22 protein-coding genes are annotated in these 22223 nt (G+C 64.2%); 19 read left to right on the forward strand and 3 right to left on the reverse strand.

Features of this window, described 5'->3' with window-relative positions; all coding sequences use genetic code 11:
• Positions 1–114: 114 nt before the first annotated feature.
• Complete coding sequence (locus J7392_RS12910) at positions 115–1179, forward strand: Mrp/NBP35 family ATP-binding protein (protein ID WP_209217905.1); 1065 nt, start codon at positions 115–117, stop codon at positions 1177–1179.
• Positions 1180–1197: 18 nt separating this feature from the next.
• On the opposite strand, the gene J7392_RS12915 is transcribed toward J7392_RS12910, so the two are convergent.
• A complete protein-coding gene (locus J7392_RS12915; RefSeq protein ID WP_209217906.1) occupies positions 1198–1965 on the reverse strand; it encodes a hypothetical protein in 768 nt (255 codons plus the stop codon).
• 777 nt (positions 1966–2742) lie between these two features.
• Between J7392_RS12915 and mraZ the strand changes: the two genes are divergently transcribed.
• The 7 genes from mraZ to mraY are packed head-to-tail and all read left to right on the forward strand — an operon-like array spanning position 2743 to position 10430.
• Positions 2743–3234, forward strand: a complete 492-nt coding sequence (gene mraZ, locus J7392_RS12920; RefSeq protein WP_209217907.1) for a division/cell wall cluster transcriptional repressor MraZ — start codon at positions 2743–2745, stop codon at positions 3232–3234.
• A 4-nt stretch (positions 3235–3238) separates the two neighbouring features.
• On the forward strand, positions 3239–4222 hold the full coding sequence (gene rsmH / locus J7392_RS12925; protein ID WP_209217908.1) for a 16S rRNA (cytosine(1402)-N(4))-methyltransferase RsmH: 984 nt from the start codon (positions 3239–3241) through the stop codon (positions 4220–4222).
• Positions 4223–4225: 3 nt separating this feature from the next.
• Positions 4226–4600: a cell division protein FtsL gene (locus J7392_RS12930; RefSeq protein WP_209217909.1), complete on the forward strand. Its 375-nt coding sequence runs from the start codon at positions 4226–4228 to the stop codon at positions 4598–4600.
• Entirely contained in the window at positions 4597–6384 is a 1788-nt protein-coding gene (locus tag J7392_RS12935; protein ID WP_209217910.1) for a penicillin-binding protein 2, read from the forward strand. Before J7392_RS12930 ends, J7392_RS12935 begins: the two co-directional genes overlap by 4 nt.
• 12 nt (positions 6385–6396) lie before the next feature.
• Complete coding sequence (locus tag J7392_RS12940; protein ID WP_209217911.1) at positions 6397–7878, forward strand: UDP-N-acetylmuramoyl-L-alanyl-D-glutamate--2,6-diaminopimelate ligase; 1482 nt, start codon at positions 6397–6399, stop codon at positions 7876–7878.
• Positions 7875–9308 carry a UDP-N-acetylmuramoyl-tripeptide--D-alanyl-D-alanine ligase gene (murF, locus tag J7392_RS12945; RefSeq protein WP_209217912.1) on the forward strand — a complete coding sequence of 478 codons (1434 nt, stop codon included), beginning with the start codon at positions 7875–7877 and terminating at the stop codon, positions 9306–9308. Before J7392_RS12940 ends, murF begins: the two co-directional genes overlap by 4 nt.
• A 39-nt stretch (positions 9309–9347) precedes the next feature.
• Complete coding sequence (gene mraY / locus J7392_RS12950) at positions 9348–10430, forward strand: phospho-N-acetylmuramoyl-pentapeptide-transferase (RefSeq protein WP_168611989.1); 1083 nt, start codon at positions 9348–9350, stop codon at positions 10428–10430.
• 4 nt (positions 10431–10434) lie between these two features.
• On the opposite strand, the gene J7392_RS12955 is transcribed toward mraY, so the two are convergent.
• The gene (locus J7392_RS12955; protein ID WP_209217913.1) at positions 10435–11361 is read right to left on the reverse strand and encodes a glutaminase; all 927 of its coding nucleotides are present in this window, start codon (positions 11359–11361) and stop codon (positions 10435–10437) included.
• Positions 11362–11435: 74 nt separating this feature from the next.
• On the opposite strand from J7392_RS12955, the gene murD reads away from it, so the two are divergent.
• Positions 11436–12836 carry a UDP-N-acetylmuramoyl-L-alanine--D-glutamate ligase gene (murD, locus tag J7392_RS12960; RefSeq protein ID WP_209217914.1) on the forward strand — a complete coding sequence of 467 codons (1401 nt, stop codon included), beginning with the start codon at positions 11436–11438 and terminating at the stop codon, positions 12834–12836.
• An 8-nt stretch (positions 12837–12844) separates the two neighbouring features.
• Here murD and J7392_RS12965 read toward each other — a convergent pair whose 3' ends face one another.
• The gene (locus J7392_RS12965) at positions 12845–14020 is read right to left on the reverse strand and encodes an NAD(P)/FAD-dependent oxidoreductase (RefSeq protein ID WP_209217915.1); all 1176 of its coding nucleotides are present in this window, start codon (positions 14018–14020) and stop codon (positions 12845–12847) included.
• Positions 14021–14131: 111 nt separating this feature from the next.
• Between J7392_RS12965 and J7392_RS12970 the strand changes: the two genes are divergently transcribed.
• From J7392_RS12970 to J7392_RS13015, 10 genes are all read left to right on the forward strand, one after another.
• A complete protein-coding gene (locus J7392_RS12970; RefSeq protein ID WP_209217916.1) occupies positions 14132–14659 on the forward strand; it encodes a peroxiredoxin-like family protein in 528 nt (175 codons plus the stop codon).
• A gap of 172 nt (positions 14660–14831) precedes the next feature.
• On the forward strand, positions 14832–15998 hold the full coding sequence (gene ftsW, locus J7392_RS12975) for a putative lipid II flippase FtsW (protein ID WP_067261784.1): 1167 nt from the start codon (positions 14832–14834) through the stop codon (positions 15996–15998).
• The gene (locus tag J7392_RS12980) at positions 15998–17122 is read left to right on the forward strand and encodes a UDP-N-acetylglucosamine--N-acetylmuramyl-(pentapeptide) pyrophosphoryl-undecaprenol N-acetylglucosamine transferase (protein WP_168611994.1); all 1125 of its coding nucleotides are present in this window, start codon (positions 15998–16000) and stop codon (positions 17120–17122) included. The genes ftsW and J7392_RS12980 overlap by 1 nt, the downstream gene beginning before the upstream one ends.
• Positions 17119–18537 (forward strand): UDP-N-acetylmuramate--L-alanine ligase, encoded by a 1419-nt coding sequence (gene murC, locus J7392_RS12985; protein ID WP_209217917.1) that lies wholly within the window; start codon positions 17119–17121, stop codon positions 18535–18537. The genes J7392_RS12980 and murC overlap by 4 nt, the downstream gene beginning before the upstream one ends.
• On the forward strand, positions 18534–18785 hold the full coding sequence (locus J7392_RS12990; protein ID WP_209217918.1) for a DUF2484 family protein: 252 nt from the start codon (positions 18534–18536) through the stop codon (positions 18783–18785). Before murC ends, J7392_RS12990 begins: the two co-directional genes overlap by 4 nt.
• Positions 18782–19048, forward strand: coding sequence for a DUF2484 family protein (locus tag J7392_RS12995; protein WP_209217919.1), 267 nt, complete (start codon positions 18782–18784; stop codon positions 19046–19048). The genes J7392_RS12990 and J7392_RS12995 overlap by 4 nt, the downstream gene beginning before the upstream one ends.
• Complete coding sequence (locus J7392_RS13000; protein ID WP_209217920.1) at positions 19045–19344, forward strand: hypothetical protein; 300 nt, start codon at positions 19045–19047, stop codon at positions 19342–19344. Before J7392_RS12995 ends, J7392_RS13000 begins: the two co-directional genes overlap by 4 nt.
• A gap of 39 nt (positions 19345–19383) precedes the next feature.
• Positions 19384–20331 carry a UDP-N-acetylmuramate dehydrogenase gene (murB, locus tag J7392_RS13005; RefSeq protein WP_209217921.1) on the forward strand — a complete coding sequence of 316 codons (948 nt, stop codon included), beginning with the start codon at positions 19384–19386 and terminating at the stop codon, positions 20329–20331.
• 85 nt (positions 20332–20416) lie between these two features.
• A complete protein-coding gene (locus J7392_RS13010; RefSeq protein ID WP_209217922.1) occupies positions 20417–21340 on the forward strand; it encodes a D-alanine--D-alanine ligase in 924 nt (307 codons plus the stop codon).
• Positions 21328–22209, forward strand: a complete 882-nt coding sequence (locus tag J7392_RS13015; RefSeq protein WP_209217923.1) for a cell division protein FtsQ/DivIB — start codon at positions 21328–21330, stop codon at positions 22207–22209. Before J7392_RS13010 ends, J7392_RS13015 begins: the two co-directional genes overlap by 13 nt.
• Positions 22210–22223: the final 14 nt, after the last annotated feature.

A 22223-nucleotide genomic window follows, 5' to 3' on the forward strand; every position in this document is an offset into this window, starting at 1 on the left:
TACCCCTGCGTAATCCTTGGGCATTGCGCCTCTTCCCTATGCAAAAAGGGCCGTCCCCTTGCGCTTGGCGCAGAACCTGCCATTTCAGAAGCCGTAATAGAGGAGAATTTGCGCATGTCTGTGACCAAAGCAGAAGTCGAAGCGGCGCTCGCGCGGGTGCAACTGCCCGACGGCAAGAGCCTGCTGTCCCATGATCTGGTCCGCGCGCTGGTGGTCGAAGGCGATAAGGTGCGATTCGTCATCGAAGCGCCCAATGCCGATGTCGCGCGGCAGATGGCACCGTTGCGCGACGCGGCAGAGCAGGTGGTCCGCGATCTGCCGGGGGTGGGTGATGTGTCGGTCGCGTTGACCGCGCATGGCCCCGCACCGAAAGCGCCCAGTCTTAAGGTCGGTGGGCATCCCAAGCCGCAAGAGGGGCCGATGAAACCCAGCGGCGTGAAGCGCATCCTCGCCATCGGCTCGGGCAAGGGTGGGGTGGGCAAATCTACCGTCAGTTCCAACCTTGCCGTGGCGCTGGCGCGGGCCGGGCGCAAGGTGGGACTTCTGGATGCCGATATCTATGGGCCCAGCCAGCCGCGCATGATGGGGGTCAACAAGCGCCCCGCCAGCCCCGACGGCAAGACGATCATTCCCTTGCAGGCCCATGGCGTCACCATGATGTCGATCGGCTTCATGTTGGAAGAGGGCAAGGCCGTCGTCTGGCGCGGGCCGATGCTGATGGGCGCGCTGCAGCAGTTGCTCGGGCAGGTGGAATGGGGTGAGCTGGACGTGCTGCTCGTCGATCTGCCACCCGGCACCGGCGATGTGCAACTGACGCTCTGCACCAAGTCCGAGCTTTCGGGCGCCATCGTGGTCAGCACTCCGCAAGACGTGGCCTTGATCGACGCGCGCAAGGCGCTCGACATGTTCGCCACATTGAAAACCCCGGTGCTGGGACTGATCGAGAATATGTCGACATTCGTCTGCCCCGATTGCGGCTCTCAGCATGAGATCTTTGGCCAAGGCGGTGTGGCGGCGGAGGCCGAGAAGATGGGCGTGCCGCTTTTGGGCAGCCTGCCGATTGATCTCGAGACCCGTTTGGCCGGGGATAGCGGTACGCCAGTCGCCGCGGGCGAGGGGCCGATGGCCGATGCCTATGCCCGGCTCGCAAAGGGCTTGATCGACGGTGGTATGGCCTGATGAGGGCGGCGCGGGCGGTTAGCCCAGCTCGCGCCCTTCGATCAGGTGGCCGTAAAGTGTGGTCAGCATCGAGACGAAAACCAGCCCCTCTATAAGATAGAGCAGGGAATCCAGCATCAGTCGCAGGCCGGGGTCGGCGGGCAGCAACATGCTGGCGATCACGCCGAGCAACGTATTCACCACCGCCAGCAATACGGCCAGCGCCCAAAGCGTGCCGGCCAAAGGCTCGGTCGCGCGCCAGCTGTCGCGGACCGACATGACGTGGCCCAGAGCGGCGGCGGGCAGCACGAGGCTGAGCCGCAGCGCCAGCCAGAGGAAGGCCACCCCTGCCACCAGCCCGATCAACAGCAGTGCCGCCGGGCTCGACCCGGTCAGCCCGCCCAGAAGTAGCATGGCGAGGCCGATGGGAATGGCCGCGAGAAACTGCACGAAGCCCAGAACGATAGCCCGCCAGACATAGGCCCAGAACAGCCCCATGCCCGGGCGCAGGGCGCTCCCGTCGTGATCAAGCAAGACATAGCGGTGCCAGAGGATGGCCATCAGCGCATAGCCAAGAATGCCCGCCAGCCCGCAGGCGATCAGGATCAGAAGTTGACCCGCAGGCGGCGGGGCGGCGTTCTCGATCACCTGATCCATGGCCCCAAGCGCATCCCCCGCCAGCAGGCCCGCGGCGGCGGCGGCCCCCATCACCCAAAGCACCGCAGGCAGGATCACCCGCAGCGTGGTTGAGGGCGCGTGAAAAAGCATGTTCAGCGCGTGGGTGAATAGAGCCGTGGCTTGGATCATGATGCACTCCCTCCGTTTCGCGCCATTACATGCCGTGCGTGGGCCGAAAGGACAAGATACCGCTGTCGGGAGGGGCTGCGCGGCTGGGAAAGCATGGGCCGCTGGGAGGTCATGGGAAAAGTCGCGGGAATGCATGGGAAGTCTGGGAAATCATGGGCGCCCCTTGCTTCATTGGGGGTCTTACCCGATTCGCAGTCATGGGAATTGGTATGCAATCCGAACGCCCTGAGGGCATTCTGCGGAACAGGCAACGAACACGTCCTGTGGATAACTATGTGAGCAAATTTTAGTGGGAAACTGTGGGATATTGTGCAGGTCGCAATTCGTTAACAAGATATAGTGTTTCAGACTTAAGCGATCCCAAATTAAGCCACGCTGCGCCCGAAAAGTTATACCAGATGTTGTTCTCACAGCCTGTGCAAAACAAAATATTGGGCGGAAATCCAAAAAATATCTAGACGCCCATCAATTCCCATGGCATCCCTAATGCATCGGATGAGAACGGGACACGGGGCAGCAAACGACCCCAAAATAAATCAAAACCTAGCAGGTTTCATACAGGCACCTCGCTTTCATCAGACCAAAGAGATCCGGCGCGCGAGCGAGCAGACATCCCCCCAGGTGGCGCGCGCAGTCGGACTTCCCCCGCCAAGCTGCGGGACGTGGGCGGCGGGTTGATCAGTGGCAGCAGATCAACCCGCCGTTTCCATTTCCGGGGCAGGGGATTGAGGCGAATAACGAGTTTAAGCGCAAAGGCGCAAGAGGCAGGGACAACAAGTGAGCCGCAGGTTCAGAGGCGAAAGCCACCACAAGGTCGATACGAAGGGGCGGGTGTCTATCCCAGCCTCTTTTCGGCGTGTGTTGGAGGCTGGCGACCCGAACTGGAAAAACGGCGACAATCCCGAGCTGGTCATTGTTTATGGCGACCACCGCCGCAATTTCCTTGAATGCTACACCATGGAAGCCATCGAAGAGGTTGACGCCAAGATCGACCGCATGCCGCGGGGCTCCATGCAGCGCAAGGCGCTTCAGCGTCTGTTCCACGGCCAGTCTTTCCCCACGACGGTAGATGAGACAGGCCGTTTGGTGCTGCCCGCCAAGCTGCGCAACAAGATCGAACTCAACGGCGAGGCGTTCTTTATCGCCGCCGGTGACACCTTCCAAATCTGGAAGCCCGAAACCTACGAGACCGAGGAAGAGGCATGGCAGCAGGAACTGCCCGACGATGTCGATCCGCTCTCGTTCCTTGATGGTGATATGGAGATCTGAGGGAATGGTTGCTGCCTCTGACCCTTCCGCCCCTCACACCCCCGTTCTGCTGCGCCCGATCCTATCTGCCGTGGCGCCCGTAGAGGGGGTCTGGCTGGACGGCACTTTTGGCGCGGGCGGCTACACCCGTGGCTTGCTGGAAGCCGGGGCCGCGCGTGTTGTGGCTGTCGACCGCGATCCGCTGGCCTTTGAGATGGCGGCGTCATGGGCCGGGGACTATGGCGATCGGATCACCATGCAACAGGGCGTTTTCTCGCGCATGGATGAGTATGCCGAAGACCTCGATGGTGTGGTACTGGACCTCGGCGTTTCCTCCATGCAGCTCGATCAGGCGGAGCGTGGCTTTTCCTTCATGAAAGATGGCCCGCTCGACATGCGGATGAGCCAAGATGGCCCCTCGGCTGCCGATCTGGTCAACGAGGCCGAGGAAGAGGTGATCGCCAACATCCTGTTTCAATATGGCGAAGAACGCGCCTCGCGCCGGATCGCCAAGGCGATTGTCCGCGCCCGCGAAGACGCGCCGATCACCACCACATTGGAATTGGCCAAACTGGTTGAAGGCTGCCTGCCGCGCGCTAAGCCCGGCCAGAGCCATCCGGCAACCCGCAGTTTCCAAGCGCTGCGGATTGCGGTGAACAATGAATATGGCGAACTTTTTCAGGGGCTTATGGCCGCCGAGCGGGCGTTGAAGCCGGGCGGGAAGCTGGCGGTGGTGACCTTTCACTCGGTCGAGGACCGCATGGTCAAACGCTTCCTCACCGCGCGTGCCGGGGCCGGGGGCAATGCCAACCGTTTCGCCCCCGCGCTTGAACAGGCGCCGCCGCAGTTCACGCTGAAATCCCGCAAGGCGATTGGCCCCGACGCGCAGGAATTGGAAGAGAACCCGCGCAGCCGGTCGGCCAAGCTGCGGGTCGCCACGCGCACCGACGCGCCCAGTGGTGAGATTGACGCGAAAACCATCGGCATGCCGATGGTCAGGGGGATCTGAGTGATGCGCACGGTGATGTATATCCTCACCACCATTGCCGTGGTTGGATTGGCCTTCTGGGCCTACCGCGAGAATTACGCGACCCAGCAGGCGCTGAGCGATGCCGACAGGCTGCATGCCAATATCCGCGCGGCCCATGCCCGTCTGGCCGTGCTGCGTGCCGAATGGGCCTTTCAGAACCGCCCGGACCGGCTGCGCGATCTGGCGGATCTGAACTTTGACCGTCTGGGCCTGTTGCCGCTGCATCCCGGCCAGTTCGGTCAGGTCGATCAAGTCGCCTATCCGCCCCAGCCCATGCTGCCGATCACCGATCCTGTGGATGTCTCGACCATGAATTACGAGGCGCTGAACGGTCTTTCCGAGGAGAAGATTGAATGATCCGCACCCCGCTGCGCCCGCTGGCCCGCATCCTCGAGGCCCGCGAGAAGGGGGAAAACCCCGATGCGATCGAACGTGAGAACAAGCGCATCCGCCATGAGCAGATGCGTGACAAGGCGCGGATGCGCGCTGAGGGGCGGCTTCTGGTGCTGGGGGTCTGTTTTCTTTGTGCTTTCACCGTGATCGGCGGACGCATGGGGCTGCTGGCGATGTCGGAACCGTCTGAGCCGCGCGGCCATGCGCCGGGGGCCGTGATCTCGGCCTCGCGCGCGGATATCACGGACCGCAACGGCAACCTGCTGGCGACCAACTTTGAGACCCACGCGCTCTACGCGCAGCCGCGCCACATGATCGACCCGGAGATGGCCGCGAAAAAGCTGGTCAAAATTTTTCCCGACCTGAAAGAAGAGCGCCTGATCAAGGATTTCACAGGCAAGCGCAAGTTCTTGTGGATCAAGAAGAAAATCAGCCCCGAACAGATGCAGGCCGTGCATGATATCGGCGATCCGGGGCTTTTGTTCGCGCCGCGCGACATGCGTCTTTACCCCAATGGCGCGCTTGCGGCCCATGTGCTGGGCGGGGCGAGCTATGGCAAGGAAGGCGTCCATGCCGCGGAGGTGATCGGTGTGGCGGGGGCCGAGAAGTATTTCGACGACTATCTGCGCGACCCGGCCAATGGCAACAAACCCCTAGAGCTGTCGCTCGACCTCACCGTGCAGGCCGCGGCGGAGCGGGTGCTTTATGGCGGCATGAAGCTGATGAACGCCAAGGGGGCCACCAGCATTCTGATGGATGTGCACACGGGCGAGGTGATCTCGGTCGCCTCGCTGCCGGATTTCGACCCCAACAACCGGCCCCGGCCTTTGACCCAAGGCGATGCCTCCGACAGCCCGCTGTTCAACCGCGCGGTGCAGGGGGTCTATGAACTGGGCTCGACCTTCAAGATTTTCGCCGCCGCACAGGCGGTGGAACTGGGGCTGTTCAACGCCGACACGATCATCGACACCTCCGGCCCGATGAAGGTTGGTGGCTTCCGCATCGGTGAATTCCGCAACAAGAACTACGGCAAACTGAGCGTTGCCGACATCATCGTGCATTCCTCGAACCGGGGCACAGGCCGCATGGCGCTGGAAATCGGTATCGAACGGCAGCAGGAGTTCCTCAAAAGCCTCGGTTTCTTTGAGCCGACCCCCTTTGAGATCGTTGAAGCCTCGGGCGGCAAGCCGCTCTTGCCGAGCCGCTGGACCGAGCTGTCGAGCGTGACAATCTCCTACGGCCACGGGCTGTCGAGCACGCCGATGCACCTTGCCGCGGGCTATGCCGCCATCGCCAATGGCGGGCGGGCTGTAAAGCCCACGTTGCTGAAACAATCGGCCCCCCAACTCGGCCCCCGCGTCATGTCCGAAGAGACCGCCGCGCAGGCGCGGATGATGCTGCGCAAGGTGGTGACCGATGGCACGGCCAGCTTTGCCGAGGTGCCGGGCTATCAGATCGCGGGCAAGACCGGCACCGCCGACAAGCCCAAGCCCACGGGCGGCTATTACGATGACAAGGTGATCAACACTTTCGCCAGCATATTTCCGATCAACGATCCGAAATATGTGCTGATCGTCACGCTGGACGAACCGGTCGAGACTTCGGGCCCGAAACCGCGCCGCACGGCAGGGTGGACCGCCGTGCCCGTGGCCGCCGAGATGGTGCGCCGCATCGCGCCTCTGCTGGGGCTGCGCCCCGCTGTTGAACCGGTGAACGACGCTGTGCTAACGCTGACCAGCAGCAACTGAAAAGACATCTCTATGACCGACCGGGCCGTACCCCTTTCCTCCCTCGGGCTGACCGCGCGGGCGGGGGCCAACCCCATGATCACCGGCATCGCGGTCGACAGCCGTGAAGTGCGCGAGGGCACGCTTTTCGCGGCTCTGCCCGGCAGCCGTGTGCATGGGGCAGAGTTCATTCAATACGCCCTGCGCATGGGCGCGGCGGCGGTGCTGACCGATGCGGCGGGCGCCAAACTCGCCGCCGAGGAACTGGCGGGCTCGGATGCCGCGCTTGTGGTCTCCGACCTCCCACGCGAGGCGCTGGCGCGCACGGCGGCGCTTTGGTGCGGCGGCCAGCCCGCCACGATGATCGCGGTCACGGGCACCAATGGGAAAACTTCCGTCTCGACCTTCGTGCGTCAGATTTGGGTTGAGATGGGATTGCCTGCCGTAAACCTCGGCACCACCGGGGTGGAGGGCGCATGGGCCGCCCCCTTGGCCCATACCACGCCCGAGCCGATCACCCTGCACCGCACGCTGGCCGAGGCGGCGGCGAATGGCATCACCCATGCCGCGATGGAAGCGTCGAGCCACGGGCTCGACCAGCGGCGGCTGGATGGGGTGACCCTCAAGGCGGCGGGCTTTACCAACTTCACCCAAGACCATCTGGACTATCACGAGACATTCGAGGCCTATTTCGCCGCCAAAGCGGCGCTTTTCGCCCGTGTCCTGCCCGAAGATGGCACGGCTGTGGTCAATATCGACGATGAAAAAGGCGTCGACATCGCAGCCATCGCCCGCGCGCGGGGCTGTGAGGTGATCACTGTGGGTCGCGACGGGGGCGATCTGCATCTGCAAGGCCAGCGGTTCGATGCCACGGGCCAAGACCTGCGCTTTAGCTGGCGCGGCAAGACCTATCAAAAGCGGCTCAATCTGATCGGCGGTTTTCAGGGCGATAACGTTTTGCTGGCCGCAGGGCTGGTCATCGCCTGCGGCGCCGACCCGCAAGAGGTCTTCGACACGCTGCCGCATCTCACGACCGTGCGGGGCCGGATGCAGCTTGCCGCCACCCGCGACAATGGCGCGGCGGTTTTCGTCGATTACGCTCATACGCCCGATGCAGTGGCCACGGCGCTCGCCGCCATGCGCCCGCATGTGATGGGCCGGCTCGTCGCCATTGTCGGCGCGGGCGGGGATAGGGACCGGGCCAAACGGCCCTTGATGGGGCAGGCGGCAGCGGAACATGCGGATATGGTCATCGTCACCGACGACAACCCGCGCAGCGAAGACCCGGCGAGCATCCGTGCCGCCGTGCTGGGCGGCGCACCCGACGCGATGGAAGTCGGCGACCGCGCCGAAGCCATCCTGCGCGGTGTGGATGCGCTAGAGCCGGGCGACGCGCTGCTCATCGCGGGCAAGGGGCATGAGACCGGGCAGACCGTGGGCGACGACGTGCTGCCTTTCGACGATGTGGAACAGGCCAGCGTGGCCGTGGCGGCACTGGACGGGAGACTGGCATGAGCCTTTGGACAGCGAGCGAAGCGGCGAAGGCCACGGGCGGGCAGGCGCAGGGCGATTGGGCTTGCAACGGTGTCTCGATCGACACGCGGACCTTGCAGCCAGGCGATCTCTTCGTCGCACTCAAGGCCGCGCGGGACGGGCATGAATTTGTGGCCCAAGCGCTCGACAAAGGGGCCGCTGCCGCGCTCGTGACCCATATCCCCGAAGGCGTGGCCACGGATGCGCCGCTGCTGATCGTTGAGGATGTGCAGCAGGCGCTCGAAGCGCTTGGCCGGGCAGGGCGCGCGCGGCTCGGCCCGCAGGCTGAGGTGGCAGCGGTGACCGGCAGCGTCGGCAAGACCTCGACCAAGGAAATGCTGCTGGCGATCTTTGGCGATCAGGGCCGCGCCCATGCCAGCGTCGACAGCTATAACAACCATTGGGGCGTGCCGCTGACCTTAGCGCGGATGCCGCGCGATACCGATTACGCGGTGATCGAGATCGGGATGAACCACCCCGGAGAGATTGCCCCCCTCGCCAAACAGGCGCGGCCCGATGCGGCGATGGTGACGAATGTCGCCGCCGTCCACCTCGAAGCCTTCAAGGATGTCGCCGCCATCGCGGTGGAAAAGGCCAGCATCTTCGACGGGATGGAGCCGGGTGGCGTGGCGGTGATTAACGCCGACCACGCGCATAGCGATATCGTCTTGGCCAAAGCGCTGGAGCGCGGCCTGCGCGAGACTACCTTTGGGCAGGCAGGGCATCACTACAAGCTGGGCGAGGTCAAGGTGCAAGGCGATGCCACCGTGGCACAGGCCGAGGTCGAAGGCGCGCCGCTGATCTTCAAGATCGCCACGCCGGGGCGGCATTTCGCGATGAACGCGCTTGGCGCGCTGGCGGTGGCCGAGGCGCTTGGCGCGGATCGGGCGCTGGCCGTGCAATCGCTGGGCCGCTGGTCGCCCTATGCCGGGCGCGGTGTGCGCGAGCGCATCCAGCTCGACTCCGTAGACACCTATCTGGCGCTGGAATTGATCGACGACAGCTATAACGCCAACCCGACCTCCATGGCCGCCGCGCTTGAGGTGCTGGCCGCCTCGGAAGTCACCCATGACATCGGGCGCGTCAGCAAAGGGCGGCGGATTGCCTTTGTCGGCGATATGAAAGAACTCGGCCCCGAGGCCGTGGCACTGCACGCCGGTCTGGCCGATCTCGAAGCCACCCGCGCGCTCGACGTGGTGCATTGCGTCGGTCCGCTGATGAAAGCCTTTTACGACAATCTGCCCGAACATCAGCGCGGCGATTGGACGGAAACCGCCGAAGAGATGTTGCAAGGACTCCGCGCAAGGCTCGATTCCGGCGATGTCGTGCTGATCAAAGGGTCGCTTTCGATGAAGCTGGGCGGTATTGTTGACGCCATCCGCAAAATGGGCCATCCGGTCCCGACCGCCTGATCGGCGATTCACCCCACATGATGAGTTAGGACGCGATATATGCTCTATTGGTTGACGCTGCTGTCGGATGGCGGCGATTTCTTTAACCTGTTTCGCTATATCACCTTCCGCGCGGGCGGGGCGTTTCTGACGGCATTGGTGTTCGGCTTTATCTTCGGCAAACCGCTGATTGAAGTGCTGCGCAAGCGGCAGGGCAAGGGCCAGCCGATCCGCGATGACGGCCCAGAGGGGCATTTCGCCAAGGCGGGCACGCCCACCATGGGCGGGCTGCTGATCGTGGGGGCCTTGCTGACCTCGACCCTGCTTTGGGCGCGGCTCGACAATCCTTTCGTCTGGTTGGTGCTTTTCGTCACCATGAGTTTCGCCGCCATCGGCTATGCCGACGACCACGCCAAGGTCAGTAAGCAAAACACCGATGGCGTGCCGGGTAAGCTGCGGCTTTTGCTAGGTTTTCTGATCGCGGGCATCGCGGGCTATTGGGCCGCGCAATACCATCCGGCAGAGTTGCAGTACCAGCTTGCGCTGCCGGTGTTCAAAGACACGCTGATCAACCTCGGGGTGCTCTTCGTGCCTTTCGCCATCATCGTGATCGTCGGCTCGGCCAATGCGGTGAACCTGACCGATGGACTGGATGGTCTGGCCATCATGCCGGTGATGATCGCCGCCGGAGCGCTTGGCGTCATTGCCTATGCCGTGGGGCGGGTCGACTTCACCGATTATCTTGACGTGCATTATGTTCCGGGCACGGGCGAGATCCTGATCTTCACCGCCGGTCTCTTCGGTGGCGGCCTCGGGTTCCTGTGGTACAACGCGCCGCCCGCCGCCGTCTTCATGGGCGACACCGGCTCGCTGGCGCTTGGCGGGGCTTTGGGCGCCATCGCCGTGGCCACCAAGCATGAGCTGGTGCTGGCAGTGGTCGGCGGGCTCTTCGTGGTCGAAGCGCTCTCGGTCATCGTGCAGGTGCTCTACTTCAAACGCACCGGCAAGCGGGTCTTCCTGATGGCGCCGATCCACCACCACTACGAGAAAAAGGGCTGGGCCGAGCCGCAGATCGTGATCCGTTTCTGGATCATCTCACTGATCCTCGCCCTGCTGGGTCTGGCGACGTTGAAGGTGCGCTAAGCCCTTAGAAGATCGACCAATCCATGTGACGTGCCAAAAGGGCCAATGCTTCGGTGCCCTTTTGGCTGTTGCCATAGCGGTTCAGCCCCGGTGACCAGACCGCGATGCTGGCCCGCCCCGGCACGATGGCCAGGATGCCGCCGCCCACACCCGACTTGCCCGGCAGGCCCACGCGATAGGCGAAATCGCCTGATCCGTCGTAATGCCCGCAGGTCAGCATCAGCGCGTTGAGCCGTCGGATGCGGCTGGGGGCCACCAAGCGCGGCACGTCCGGCGCTTCGATCAAGAAACGGCCGGCCATGGCCAGTTGCTCCACCGTCATCTCCATCGCGCAATGGTGGAAATAGGTGCCAAGCGTCCGTTCCGGCGCATTAATGAGGTTCCCGTAGCTCGCCAGAAAATGCGCCAGCGCAAAGTTTCGGTGGCCAAAATCGGTCTCTGAGGCGGCGACGGTGTCATTGATGTGGATGTTGTCGGTCCCCGCCGCTTCGCGCACGAAACGCAGGATCTCGGCCAGCGCTTCGCGCGGCTCGCGGTTGCCCAAGACTTCATCCGTGGTGACGATCGCGCCTGCGTTGATGAAGGGATTGCGCGGGCGGCCCTGTTCCTGCTCCAACTGCACGATGGAGTTGAAGGCCCGGCCCGAAGGCTCCCGCCCCACGCGGTGCCAGAGCTGGTCGCCCGAGCGGCCAAGGGCGATGGCCAGCGTAAAGACCTTGGTGATGGACTGGACCGAAAAGGGCACCTGCGTATCGCCCGCCACATGACATTTGCCATCCGCCGTCACCACGGCGATGCCGAATTGCGCCGGGTCCACCTTGGCCAGTTGCGGAATATAGGCCGCCACATCGCCCCAGTGGTCATCCTCGCGCATCATGGCATTGAGGCGCGGCAACACATCGTCAAGGTCAGGTTTGGCGGGGCTGGACATCTTCGGCGGCCTCTGGCTTGTGATGGGCGCATCATGCCCCCATTCTGGGGTCAACGGGTAGCAGGGGATTGCAGATGATTCCAGTACAGGGCTTGGAAGGCGCACGCGTGGCGGTGCTGGGATTGGGCCGCTCGGGCCTGAGTGCGGCGCGCGCGCTGCAAGCGGGCGGGGCCAAGGTCAGCTGCTGGGACGACAATCCCGCCGCACGGGCGCGGGCCGAGCGGGAAGGCTTCGCCTGTGTCGATCTCAACGCCCCCGGTGCCTTGGACAAGATCGCCCGGCTGATCGTCAGCCCCGGCATCCCGCATCTCTACCCCGCGCCGAACCCGGTGGTGGCATCGGCGCTTTCCGCAGGGGTGCCGGTGGACAATGACATCGGCCTTTTCTTCCAAAGCTTCGCCACGCTGGCATGGGACCATTACGACGTGGCCCCGCGGGTGGTGGCGGTAACCGGCTCGAACGGGAAATCAACGACCTCGGCGCTCATTCACCACATCCTTGAGCATGTCGGGCGGCCTTGCCAATTGGCGGGCAACATTGGGCGCGGGGTGTTGGACCTCGACCCCGCCGTGGATGGGGAGGTCGTGGTGCTGGAGCTTAGCAGCTACCAGACCGAACTGGCGCGCGCGCTGACGCCGGATGTGGCGGTCTTCACCAATCTCAGCCCCGACCATCTGGACCGCCATGCGGGGATGGGGGGCTACTATGCCGCGAAGCGTCGCCTCTTTGCCGAAGGTGGCCCGGACCGCGCGGTGATCGGCGTGGATGAGGCCGAGGGCCGCTTTCTTGCCGGGCAACTCAGCGAGGGGCCGAGCGACGACCGGGTGATCCGCATCAGCGCGGAGACCAAGCTTTCCGGCCCCGGCTGGCATGTCTTTGCCCGCAAGGGGTTCTTGAGCGAATATCGTCGCGGCAAACAGGTCGGCGCGATCGACCTGCGCAATATTCAAGGGCTGCCGGGCGCGCATAACCACCAGAACGCCTGCGCCGCCTATGCCGCCTGCCGCGCGCTCGGCCTTGCCCCGCGGGTGATCGAGGCGGCGTTCCACAGTTTCGGTGGCCTGCCGCACCGCAGCCAGACCGTGGCCGAGGCGCATGGCGTCCGCTACGTCAACGACAGCAAGGCCACCAATGTCGACAGCGCGGCCAAGGCGCTGGCGGCGTTCAAGAACATCCGCTGGATCTGCGGCGGGCTTGAGAAAGAGGGCGGTCTGAAAGGGCTGGCAGAGGCGCAAGGATCGGTCCGTAAAGCCTATGTGATCGGGCGCGAAGCGGCGCATTTTGCCATGCAACTCACGGCAGAGACCGAAGTTTGCGGCACGATGGATGAGGCCGTGGCGCGGGCGGCGGCAGAGGCGGAGGAGGGCGATGTCGTCCTGCTGGCCCCGGCGGCGGCAAGCTTCGATCAATACGACAGTTTCGAGCGCCGCGGCGAGGATTTCGTGGCACAGGTGCAGAAGGTGCTGGCGGAGTAGGGCGGTGCCTAGCCCGCAATCGCCCGCGCGGCGGCCATGCCCGAAGACCACGCCCACTGAAAGTTATAGCCGCCGAGCCAACCGGTCACATCCACGGCCTCGCCGATGAAATAGAGCCCCGGCACCTCTTTCGCCGCCATGGTCTTGGAGGATAGCTCGTCGGTATCGACCCCGCCCAGTGTGACCTCTGCCGTGCGATACCCTTCGGTGCCGCCGGGGTGGAGCTGCCAGTTCTCAATGCCTGTGATGAATGCGGAAAGCCGCGCGTCGGACCAATCTGCCAGATTGCCTGACAGGTCGAACGCCTGGCCCAGATGTTCCACCAGCCGCGCGGGCAGATGTTGGGCGAGCACGGTGGTAAAGTTCCGCCGCCCCGCGCGTTGCCGCTGGTCGCGGAGCGCGTCCAAGAGGGTGCCTTCGGGGGCAAGGTTCAGGGTGATCGCCTCGCCTTCGCGCCAGTAGGAGGAGGCCTGCAAGACGGCGGGGCCAGAGAGGCCGCGATGGGTGAAGAGCAGCGCCTCGTCAAACGCGGCCTCTCCGGCAGTGATACGCGCCGGGGTGGCCACACCGGCCAGCGGCGCAAAGCGGCCTTCGGCAAAGGTAAAGGGCACCAGCCCGGCCCGCGTATCGGTCACGCTCAGCCCAAACTGGCGCGCGATGTCATAGGCGACCCCGGTCGCGCCCATCTTGGGGATCGACTTGCCCCCGGTGGCGATCACGAGGTTTCGGGCCGTGACTTTCACCGACTTATCAGGCGTTTGCAGGTCGAAGCTGAACTGCCCATCGACCTTCGCGAAATTGCTGGCACTGCTCTTCAGTTGCAGATCGACCCCGGCCTGCTGCATCAACCCGCGCAGCATGGCGATGATCTCTTTCGCGCTGGTGTCGCAGAAAAGCTGGCCGAGGGTTTTCTCATGCCACGCTATGCCGTGACGGTCGACCAGTTCGATGAAATCCCATTGCGTGTAGCGGGCCAAAGCGGATTTGGCGAAATGCGGGTTCTGGCTCAGAAATGCCTGCGGTTCGCAATACATATTGGTGAAGTTGCAGCGCCCGCCACCCGAGATGCGGATCTTCTCGCCCGGGGCTTTGGCATGGTCCACCACCAGCACCCGTCCGCCCGCATGGGCGGCGCACATCATGCCTGCGGCACCGGCTCCGATAATGGCTGTATCGACTTGCATGGGCGCGCTCTGCCTCAATGTGCCGCCCTGGTCAAGAAGACGTGAGACCGGTTGCCGCTTTGCCAAGGCGCCATAGCTGGGGTGCAACGCAACTGACGAAAGGAGCAGAGAATGACCAAACTGACCGCAGAACAAAATTTTCCGAAGATGGACGTGGCCAAACTCGGCGGCGGCACGCTGACCTTGGGCCAGCCACAAGAGGGGCGCGATTGGCAGTTGGTGGTGGTCTACCGCGGCCTGCACTGCCCGATTTGCAAAAAGTATCTCGCGCAATTGGAAAAGCTGCAAAGCCAGTTCCATGAGATCGGCGTCGATGTGATCGCCGTTTCCGGCGACCCCGAAGAGAAGGCCAAGGCCATGGCCGAAGAAGACAGCCTGACCCTGCCCATCGGCTATGACCTCAGCCTCGACCAGATGGCGGAACTGGGGCTCTACATCTCTGACCCGCGCAGCCCGCAGGAGACCGATCGGCCCTTCGCCGAACCTGCGACCTTTGTCATCAACGACGAAGGCAAGGTGCAGATCATCGACATTTCCAACGCGCCATTCGCGCGGCCCGAGTTGGAAGGTCTGCTGAACGGCCTCAAGTTCGTCCGCGACAAGGGGTACCCGGTGCGCGGCACCCATAAGGCCGCCTGATCGCGCGCGTTGAAGGGGCGAGCTGATCGCCCGGCAGCGGGGCTTGGCAAAGCCCCGCTGACCCCGCCCGCCTTAGCGGGGTGAAATGCACTAGCTTCATATGACAATTCGGGCTATTCTGCCCGGATGAGACCCCGCAAAGGGGCCGTTGAGGCAGTTAAGGCAGATACCCATGACAGAGATGGTCTATGGCGCGGTCCCGGTGCGGGATGGTGAACCGATCCTTCCAAAATGGTGGCGCACGGTCGACCGTTGGGCTTTGTCCTGCGTGTTGATCCTCTTTGCCGTCGGCATGCTTTTGGGGCTGGCCGCTTCCCCGCCCTTGGCCGCGAAAAACGGCTTTGATGCTTTTCACTATGTGCAGCGGCAGGCGTTCTTCGGCGGATTGGCGCTGATCGCCATGCTGCTGACTTCGATGATGTCCCCGGTGCTGGTGCGGCGTCTGGCGGTGTTGGGTTTTGTGGTGGCTTTCGTGGCACTGGCGCTGTTGCCTTTCTTCGGCACCGATTTCGGCAAGGGGGCGACGCGCTGGTATTCGCTGGGTTTCGCCTCGTTCCAGCCCTCCGAATTTCTGAAACCCGGTTTCATGGTCGCCGCCGCATGGATGATGGCCGCCGCGACCGAGATCAACGGCCCTCCGGGTAAATCGTGGTCCTTCGCGCTTTGTATCTCCATCGTGCTGATGCTGGCAATGCAGCCCGACTTCGGGCAGGCTTGCCTTGTGCTGTTCGGCTGGGGCGTGATGTATTTCGTCGCCGGCGCGCCGATGGTGCTGTTGGTCGGCATGGCAGGGCTCGTCGTTCTGGCGGGCACATTCGCCTATTCCAATTCCGAGCACTTCGCGCGGCGGATCGACGGCTTTCTCAGCGTCGATGTCGACCCGACGACCCAGCTTGGCTATGCCACAAACGCCATCCGCGAGGGCGGGCTTTTCGGCGTTGGCGTCGGCGAGGGTGAGGTGAAATGGTCGCTGCCCGATGCGCATACCGACTTCATCATCGCCGTCGCCGCCGAGGAATATGGCCTGATCATGGTCGTCTGCATTATCGCCCTATATACTGTCGTGGTCGTCCGGTCGCTGCTGCGTCTGGTGCGCGAGCGTGACCCCTTCATCCGGCTGGCCGGAACCGGGCTGGCCTGCACATTCGGAGTACAGGCAATGATCAACATGGGTGTGGCAGTGCGGCTTTTGCCCGCCAAGGGCATGACTCTGCCTTTCGTGAGCTACGGCGGCTCTTCGGTGATCGCCAGCGGCATCGCCGTGGGCATGCTGTTGGCCTTTACTCGGACCCGCCCGCAGGGTGAGATCAGCGATATTCTGGGCCGGGGCCGCCGCTGATGGCCGCCCCACTGTTGATCATCGCCGCCGGGGGGACCGGTGGGCATATGTTTCCCGCGCAGGCCTTGGCTGAGGTGATGTTGAAACGCGGCTGGCGGGTGAAGCTCAGCACCGATGCCCGCGGCGCGCGCTATACCGGCGGCTTTCCCGAAGCGGTTGAGATCAGCCAGATCAGCAGCGCCACTTTCGCCCGCGGCGGGGTGGTGGCCAAGGCGCTGGTGCCCTTCCGCATCGCCGCCGGTGTGGTCCGCTCGGGCCTCAACATGCTGCGCGACCGGCCTTCGGTCGTGGTGGGCTTTGGTGGCTATCCGTCGATCCCCGCACTTGGCGCTGCATGGGCGCTGCGGATGCCGCGAATGATCCATGAGCAAAATGGCATTCTGGGCCGGGTGAACGAGATTTTTGCCAAGCGGGTGCACGCCGTGGCCTGCGGCATATGGCCCACGAAACTGCCCGAGGGCGTGCAGGGCTGGCATGTGGGCAATCCCGTGCGTGCGGCTGTGCTTGACCGCGCAGGGGCCGCCTATATCCCGCCGGGTGACTACCCGATGGAAGTGCTGGTGATGGGCGGCAGCCAAGGCGCGCGCATCCTGTCCGACGTGGTGCCGCCCGCGCTGGCCGCGCTGCCGATGAACATGATCCGCAACATCCGCGTCAGCCATCAGGCCCGCGACGAAGACGGCCAGCGGGTGGCGGACTACTACGCCGAATCCGGCATCAGCGCCGATGTGCGCCCCTTCTTTGATGATGTGCCCCGCCGCATGTCCGAGGCGCAGCTGGTGATCAGCCGCTCCGGTGCCTCCAGCGTGGCCGACCTGTCGGTGATCGGGCGTCCGTCGATCCTGATCCCCTTTGCCGCCGCGGCGGGGGATCACCAAAGCGCCAATGCCCGCGGCTTGGTCGAAGCCGGGGCCGCGATCATGGTGCCCGAACGCAAAGCCAATCCAGATATCATGACCGACCAGATCCTCGCCGTGCTTGAGATGCCCGAAGGGGCGATGCAGATGGCGCGCGCCGCGCTTTCGGTCGGCAAACCCGACGCGGCCGAGACATTGGCCGATATGGTTGAGCAGCTTGCCGCCCAAGGCACGCTCACCCCCGCAGAAGAGGAACACCCGCAATGAACGCCGCCGCCACCAAACTGCCGACCGATGTCGGCCCGATCCATTTCGTCGGCATCGGCGGCATCGGCATGTCCGGCATCGCCGAAGTGCTTTTGAACCACGGCTACAAGGTGCAGGGGTCGGACCTCAAAACCACCAAGATCACCGTGCGGCTGGCCGAATTGGGCGGGCGCATCTTCGAGGGGCAGGCGGCTGAGAATATCGAAGGCGCGGCGGTGGTCGTGATCTCTTCGGCGATCAAGCCGGGCAATGCCGAGTTGGACGAGGCGCGCCGCCGTGGCCTGCCGGTCGTCCGCCGGGCCGAGATGCTGGCCGAGCTGATGCGGCTCAAGTCCAACATCGCCGTGGCGGGGACCCATGGCAAGACGACGACCACCACGCTGGTGGCCGAACTGCTGGTCGCAGGCGGTATCGACCCCACGGTCGTCAACGGCGGCATCATCCATGCCTATGGCTCCAACGCGCGAATGGGGCAGGGCGACTGGATGGTGGTCGAAGCGGATGAGAGCGACGGCAGTTTTAATCGTCTGCCCGCCACCATCGCCATCGTCACCAATATCGACCCCGAGCATATGGAGCATTGGGGCGACTTCGACACGCTGCGGCAGGGGTTTTTGAACTTCGTCTCGAACATCCCCTTCTACGGGCTGGCGGTCTGCTGCACCGATCACCCGGAGGTGCAGTCGCTGGTGGGCAAGCTCACCGACCGCCGGGTGATGACCTATGGGTTCAACGCGCAGGCCGATGTACGCGCCGTGGGGCTGCATTACAAAGACGGGGTGGCGCATTTCGACGTGCATCTTCAGTCCGAAGGCAAGGTGATTGAAAACTGCGCCCTGCCGATGCCCGGCGATCACAACGTCTCGAACGCGCTGGCGGCGGTGACCGTGGCGCGGCATCTTGGGATGAAGCTTGAGCAAATCCGCGACGCTTTGGGCAGCTTCGGCGGGGTGAACCGCCGCTTTACCCGCGTGGGCGAGGTGGACGGCGTGACCATCATCGACGACTACGGCCACCACCCGGTCGAGATCGCCGCCGTGCTGAAAGCCGCGCGGCAGGCCAGCGCGGGCCGCGTGATCGCCGTGCACCAGCCGCACCGCTATTCCCGTCTGTCGCATCACTTTGACGAGTTCTGCGCCTGTTTCAACGATGCCGATGTGGTGGGCATTGCCGATGTCTATGCCGCGGGCGAAGAGCCCATTCCAGGTGCCGACCGGGGCGGGCTGGTGGCAGGGTTGATCCAGCACGGCCATCGCCACGCCTATGCGGTCGAGGATGCCGAGGCGCTGACGCAGCTCGTCCTGCGCGAGGCGCGCCCGGGCGATATGGTGGTCTGCCTTGGGGCGGGTACGATCAGCGGCTGGGCCAATGACCTGCCCGAGGCGCTACGCGCGGCCAAGGGGGCGGCTGCGTGACCCTCGTCTGGCTGTCGATCCTCTGGGTCTTCGCCGCCGTGACTGTGGCCATGCTGCCGCTGCGCTCTCAATACCTGCCGGGGGTGGTTCTGCTGATTGCCGCGCCCTTGTTGATCATCGCCATCGGTGTGACCCAGTCTTGGGCCTATGCGCTTCTGGCGCTGCTGGCGTTCCTGTCGATGTTCCGCAACCCGCTGCGCTATCTCTTGGCGCGGCTGCGGGGCCAGAATCCGGAGCTGCCGAAATGAGCCTGTCTCTCATCCTCGCCTGTTTCTGGTTCGTGATCGCCAATATCCTCGCCATGACGCCAAGCAAGGATTTCCACTGGCGCAGCGCCTATCTGCTGATCGCCGTGGGCATCCCCATCGTCGGTTTCGTCACCGCGCAGCACGGCCCATGGCTGGGCATGCTGGTGCTGGCGGGGGGCTGTTCGGTGCTGCGCTGGCCGGTGGTCTATTTCGTCCGCTGGCTGCGCCGAGGGGCCGGGCGGATCAGAGGCCCGGCGGAATGACCCTGACGCCGACCCTTGTGGCGCTGCTGTCGGTCTTTGCGATCTGGATGATCGCCTGTATCTGGACCGGTTTTCGCGCCCGCGTGCTGTGGTTCTTTCTCGTGCTGGCGGCAGGCTTTGCGCTCAACGCCACATGGATGGTTTTCGGGCTGGATGCGCGGGTGTTCGAGCCGCATGCGCTTTTGGCGCAGCTTTCCGTCCTATTCTACGCCGTGGGCGGTTTCGGGCTGGGCTGGCTTGCGGGGCGGGTGGCCAAACGCTGGCGCGAGAGCCGCGTCGATCCGCCGTCTTCTTGATGGTTTGCCCTGCCGTGCAAATGCGCTAAGTCCGGCGCCATGATTAAGCTGAATATCCCCGACCTGCGCGGCAGGCTGACCCCAAATCGCGCCCTGAGCGACCTGACATGGCTCCGCGTCGGCGGCCCTGCGGATTACCTGTTCCAACCCGCGGATGTGGAGGACCTGTGCCTTTTCATGCGGCGTTTGCCGCAGGGGGTGACGGTTTTCCCCATGGGCGTGGGTAGCAATCTCATCGTGCGTGACGGCGGGCTGCGGGCGGTGGTGATCCGTCTGGGCCGCGGTTTCAACGGGATCGAGGTCGACGGCGATCAGGTGACGGCGGGGGCCGCAGCGCTCGACGCCCATGTGGCACGCAAGGCGGCGGATGCGGGGCTGGATCTGACCTTTCTGCGGACCATTCCCGGCAGCATCGGCGGCGCGTTGCGCATGAATGCGGGTTGTTACGGCAGCTACACGGCGGATCACTTCGTCTCGGCTCAGGCTGTGACCCGCGCGGGCGAGGTGGTGGCCCTGACGGCAGATGACCTCAACTTCCGCTACCGGCAGAGCGATCTGTCCCCCGGCGCGGTGCTGATCGGGGCGACCTTTGCGCCGCCCAAGGGCGAGCCGGAAGAGCTGCACGGCCGGATGGAGCAGCAGCTTGCCAAACGGGATGAGAGCCAGCCCACGAAAGACCGCAGCGCCGGCTCCACCTTCCGCAATCCGGCAGGCTTCTCTTCGACCGGGAAGGCGGATGATGTGCATGATCTGAAAGCGTGGAAAGTGATCGACGACGCCGGGATGCGCGGGGCCACCGTAGGCGGCGCGCAGATGAGCCCGAAACACTCCAACTTCCTGATCAACACCGGCGGCGCCACGGCCCATGATCTTGAGACATTGGGCGAAGAGGTGCGAAAAAAGGTTTACGCTTCAAGCGGTATAAGGCTAGAATGGGAAATTAAGCGCGTCGGTGAGAAATTGGGCGATCCGGCGCCGCAAAGCTAAGCCGCGGCGCAGCAGCTAAGCCACGGCAGAAGCAAAGAAAACAACGATAGGGGCCGCAAACGGTCCGAGGCGAAGAGGCACTTTGGTGGGTAAGTCGAGCGGACAGACCCCGACAGTGGCGGTATTGATGGGTGGCCCCTCGGCCGAGCGTGAGGTGTCCCTGTCCAGTGGGCGTGCATGCGCCGCTGCCTTGCGGGAACATGGCGGATATAACGTGATCGAGGTCGAAGCCGACCGCGATCTTCCAGCCGTTCTGGCCGATCTTGACCCCTATGCCGTTCTGAATTGCCTGCATGGCCGTTGGGGCGAAGATGGCTGTGTGCAGGGGCTGCTGGAATGGCTCAAGCTGCCCTATACCCATTCCGGCGTGCTGGCCTCGGCGCTTGCGATGGACAAACAGCGCTCCAAAGACGTGTTCCGCCACGCGGGGCTGCCCGTGCTGGAAAGCGTCATCGCGCCCAAGGCCGATGTGATGGCCGCCCATGTCATGGCGCCGCCCTATGTGGTGAAGCCCAATAACGAAGGCTCTTCGGTTGGGGTCTACCTCGTGGCCGAGGAAAACAACGGCCCGCCGCAACTTTCCGAAGACATGCCCGCCAAGGTGATGGTCGAGACTTTCGCGCCGGGGCGTGAGTTGACCACCACCGTGATGGGCGACCGGGCGTTGGCGGTGACGGATATCATCACCACCGGCTGGTATGACTATGACGCAAAGTACAAGCCCGGCGGCTCGCGCCATGTGGTGCCCGCCGATCTGCCGCAAGAGATCACCGAACTTTGTTTCGACTATGCCCGCCGCGCCCATGCGGCGCTTGGCTGTAAAGGCATCAGCCGCACCGATTTCCGCTGGGACGAGGCGCGCGGGTCCGAGGGGCTGATCCTGTTGGAGACCAACACCCAGCCCGGCATGACCGCCACTTCGCTCTCGCCTGAGCAGGCCGCCGCCTGCGGCATTTCATTCCCTGAGCTTTGCGCCTGGATGGTGGAGGACGCTACATGCGATCGCTGATCCGCCGCCGCCCGGAAACGGCCAAGGCCGATCCCGCCCCGTCGCGGTGGTCATGGCGCATGCAGCGGTTGATGCTGACACCGGGTTTCCGCTTTGCCCTGCGCGTGGGGCTGCCATTCACGCTGAGCCTGCTGGCGGGCACGATCTATATGGCGGACGAAGAGCGGCGCGGCACCGTGGTGCAGGCCATCGCCGACGTGCGCGCCAGCATCGAAGAGCGGCCCGAGTTCATGGTCAAACTCATGGCCATCGACGGGGCGAGCGATATGCTCTCGACCGAAATCCGCACTGCGCTGCCGCTGGAATTTCCGCTGTCCTCCTTCGATCTCGACCTGCCGCAAATCCGTGAGAAGATCACCGACATCGACGGGGTGAAACAGGCCAATGTGCGCATCCGCCCCGGCGGTGTGCTGCAAATCGACGTGACGCCGCGTGTGCCTGTGGCCGTCTGGCGCAGTGAAACGGGGCTGGCGCTGGTGGACAATACCGGTGCCCATGTGGCACGGATCGAGGCGCGGCGCGATCATGCCAACCTGCCGCTGATCGCCGGGGCAGGGGCCGACAAAGCGGTGCCGGAGGCGCTCAAGCTGATCGGGGCCGCGAATGTCTTGGGCGACCGGCTGCGCGGCTTGGTCCGCGTCGGCCAGCGCCGCTGGGACGTGGTGCTGGACCGCGATCAAACGATCATGTTGCCCGAAGAAAACGCGCTGCAAGCGCTGGAACGGGTGATCGCGCTGGAAGGCGCACAAGAGGTTCTTACGCGGGATGTGGCGCGTGTGGACATGCGGTTGGCGGCAAGACCGACCCTTAGAATGAACGAAGATGCCACCCGCGAATGGTGGCACATCAGGCAGCTTTCCGGCCAGTAAGATGGCCATTGGAA

This window comes from Sulfitobacter sp. R18_1 (assembly GCF_017743915.1).
Lineage (GTDB): Bacteria > Pseudomonadota > Alphaproteobacteria > Rhodobacterales > Rhodobacteraceae > Sulfitobacter > Sulfitobacter faviae.